General features: G+C 50.3%; 5 protein-coding genes. 4 read left to right on the forward strand and 1 reads right to left on the reverse strand.

The genetic code is table 11. From position 1 onward, the window contains the following. On the reverse strand, nt 1–593 hold a 593-nt coding region (locus Q0314_RS06920), incomplete at its 3' end, for a CHC2 zinc finger domain-containing protein (RefSeq protein WP_298057758.1). A gap of 63 nt (nt 594–656) precedes the next feature. Between Q0314_RS06920 and Q0314_RS06925 the strand changes: the two genes are divergently transcribed. The 4 genes from Q0314_RS06925 to Q0314_RS06940 all read left to right on the forward strand — a co-directional run. After that, a complete protein-coding gene (locus tag Q0314_RS06925) occupies nt 657–1682 on the forward strand; it encodes a hypothetical protein (RefSeq protein ID WP_298057759.1) in 1026 nt (341 codons plus the stop codon). Further along, nucleotides 1660–2097, forward strand: a complete 438-nt coding sequence (rnhA, locus tag Q0314_RS06930) for a ribonuclease HI (RefSeq protein ID WP_298057760.1) — start codon at nt 1660–1662, stop codon at nt 2095–2097. The genes Q0314_RS06925 and rnhA overlap by 23 nt, the downstream gene beginning before the upstream one ends. Then, nucleotides 2097–2765 (forward strand): ribonuclease III, encoded by a 669-nt coding sequence (gene rnc, locus Q0314_RS06935; protein WP_298057761.1) that lies wholly within the window; start codon nt 2097–2099, stop codon nt 2763–2765. The genes rnhA and rnc overlap by 1 nt, the downstream gene beginning before the upstream one ends. Continuing rightward, the coding region (locus Q0314_RS06940; protein ID WP_298057763.1) for a chorismate synthase at nt 2762–3048 on the forward strand (287 nt) is incomplete at its 3' end. The genes rnc and Q0314_RS06940, both read left to right, overlap by 4 nt.

Raw genomic sequence — 3048 nt, forward strand, 5'->3', positions numbered from 1 at the left:
GCGTGCGTATAGATAGGAAAGGTGATGCGGTTTATGAAGCTAGCGTAGATGCCGTTTTCGTTTTGCTTTACGATGCCGACTTCTAGGGCTTCTTTGGGCTCGATGTGTTCGTTTTGCAGTAGCCTTATCGTCTGTGCGCTCTCAGGCGCGAAACCTAGCTCAAATTTATCTAACAGCTCGTCCGTGATACCGCGCGAGTAGAGATACTCGACGGCCGCGGGCGTTTTGTAAAGCAGCGAGCGGTAAAAGGCGTTTGCGTTTTCTAGGATGTGCTTGTTTTCTTTCGCCGGTTCGCCGCCGCGCACGTAGTTTAGCGTGAAATTTTGCAAACTCGCGATCTTTTCGACGGCTTCGGGGTAGCTTAGCTTTTCGTAGTCCATCACGAATTTGATCGCGTCGCCGCCGGCTTTGCACGAAAAGCAGTGAAATATCCCGCGCGACGGGCTCACGCTCATGCTCGGGTTTTTATCGTCGTGAAACGGGCAGACGCACACGAAGTTCGCGCCGCTTTTTTTCAGCGGCAGATAGTGCCCGACTATATCGACGATATCGGTTTGCGCTTTTAGTCTTTCTATTGATTTTGGATCGATCATAAGCGAGATTATACAATCGTTTTGCTATAATCGGCGTTAAATTTGACTTTAGAAAGCGGCATTTTGGATATATTTTTTATCGAATTTAGAGACCCGATTTTCGGTCTCGTGGTGCTAGTCGCCGCGGTGCTCGTGATCGCCGTTTTTAGCTACGCGTGGGGCGTTTTTAAGAGCAAGGACGAAAAGGCGGAGATCGCGGGATTTTTGAAAAAATTCGGCAAATCTCAGGGTCTTAGCGACGAAAACAAACAGCTTTTGATAAACTCGGGCGCGGATACGGCTACGATGTGCTTTTTGGCGGGGACGTTTTCAAAAAGCGGGTATTTTGAAAAGGCTATCAACGTCTATGCCGTGGCTTTGGAGCGGGCTAAAAACCGCGCGGCAAAGGAGCAAATTTTTACCGATCTTGGTCAGACTTATTTTAAAGCGGGCTTTCTTGAGCGCGCAAAGAGCGTGTTTTTAGAGGCGCTAAAAATCTCTCCGCGAAATCAAATCGCGCTAAAATCTCTAACGATAATTTTCGAAAAGTTAAAAGACTATGAGGGCGCATTGCAGGCCCTGGATGCTTTGCAGGAGCTCGGCGAGGGCGTGAGGGCGCAGACGGCGTATATCAAGGCACTGCAAATTTTAGTGGATAAAAGCAAAGACGAAGCGGCCAAAATCGGCGAAATTTTAGCCCTAAAGGACGAATTTGCGCTCGTGCGGCGTATGGCGATGGAGAGATTAAATTTAAACGGTTCGGGGCTTAAGGATTTTGCCGATTTTCCGCCGCTAGGGGACGTTTTGGATTTGGTTTATTATCAAAACACGCCCGTAAATTTAACCGATCCCGAGTATAAGAGCCTGTTTTTCATCAAAGGCATGAGCGACGAGGACGGTGCGCCGCTGGGCTTTGAGCTAGAGGTTTTAAAGAAGCTAAAAGCGGCAAACTACGACAAGGCCGCGCTTAGCTTTAACTACGTTTGCAAGAGCTGCAAAAACGCCTTTCCGATGCATTTTTACCGCTGTCCGATGTGTAGCGAGCTAGGCAGCGTGCAAATTTTGCCTCACATCACGGAAAAACCTGATGAAAACAGTATGCCTTTTTAGCGACGGCTCGTGTCTGGATAACCCGGGACCGGGCGGCTGGGCGTACATCCTAGAGTACGGCGAGCACAAAAAAACGGCAAGCGGCGGCGAGGCGCACACGACAAATAATCAAATGGAACTGCGAGCGGCGATCGAGGGGCTAAAAGCGCTAAAGCAGCCCTGCCGCGTAAAGCTCTACACCGATAGCTCATACGTCGCAAACGCCGTAAATGCGTGGCTAGAGGGCTGGGTAAAGAAAAGCTTTAAAAACGTAAAAAACGTCCCGCTGTGGCAGGAATATCTGGCCGCTAGCGAGCCGCACGAGGTCGAGGCGATCTGGGTCAAAGGCCACGCCGGACACCCGCAAAACGAGCTTTGCGACGAGATGGCGCGAAAACAAGCCGTAAAGATAAAAAATAGCTTAAAAGGCGAATAATGCGAAATTTGGAAGAGAAATTAGGATATAAATTTAAAGACGAAAAGCTGCTAAAAACCGCGCTCACGCACAAAAGCGTAAAAGGCGGCGCAAACAACGAGAGGCTCGAGTTTTTGGGCGATGCGGTGATGGATCTGGTGATCGGGGATTATCTTTTTCACAAATTTTCGCGCCTAAGCGAAGGCGATCTAAGCAAACTGCGCGCCGCGCTCGTAAACGAAAAAAGCTTCGCCGAGCTGGCTAAATATCTAAATTTGGGCCAACTCATCAACATCTCGCAGGCCGAGGAGCACAACGGCGGACGGCTAAAAGCATCGATCCTCTCGGACGCATTTGAGGCGCTGATGGGCGCGATCTACCTAGAAAGCGGCTTTGACGCCGTGCGCGCAGCTAGCCTAAAGGCCTTTGAGAGATGCTACCCCGATATAAATTTCGACCGCATGGTAAAAGACTACAAAACCGCGCTGCAAGAGCTCACTCAAGCGCGCTTCGCCGAGATACCAAAATACGTGCTGGTGGGCTCAAAAGGCCCCGATCACAAGAAGGAATTTGAGATCGCGCTGATGCTAAACGAGCGCGAAATCTCGCGAGCCGCGGGCAAGAGCAAAAAAGAAGCCGAGCAAAAAGCCGCTAAAACCGCGCTTGAGATTTTGGGAGAGGGCAAGTGAATACCTTCGGACGCAAACTAACGCTAACGACGTTCGGCGAGAGTCACGCAGCGGCGATCGGCGGCGTACTAGACGGCTTTCCCGCGGGCGTGCGTATAGATTTAAATTTTATCCAAAGCGAGCTTGATAAACGAAAGCCAGGCGGCTCGAAATTTGCCACGGCAAGGAGCGAAGGCGACCGCGTGGAGATTTTAAGCGGCGTGTTTGATGGCGTCAGCACGGGCACTCCGATCGGCTTTATCATCCGAAACGAAAATCAAAAATCGGGCGATTATGAAAATTT

Origin of the sequence: uncultured Campylobacter sp. (assembly GCF_938040115.1) — a bacterium.
Taxonomy (GTDB): Bacteria; Campylobacterota; Campylobacteria; order Campylobacterales; family Campylobacteraceae; genus Campylobacter_A.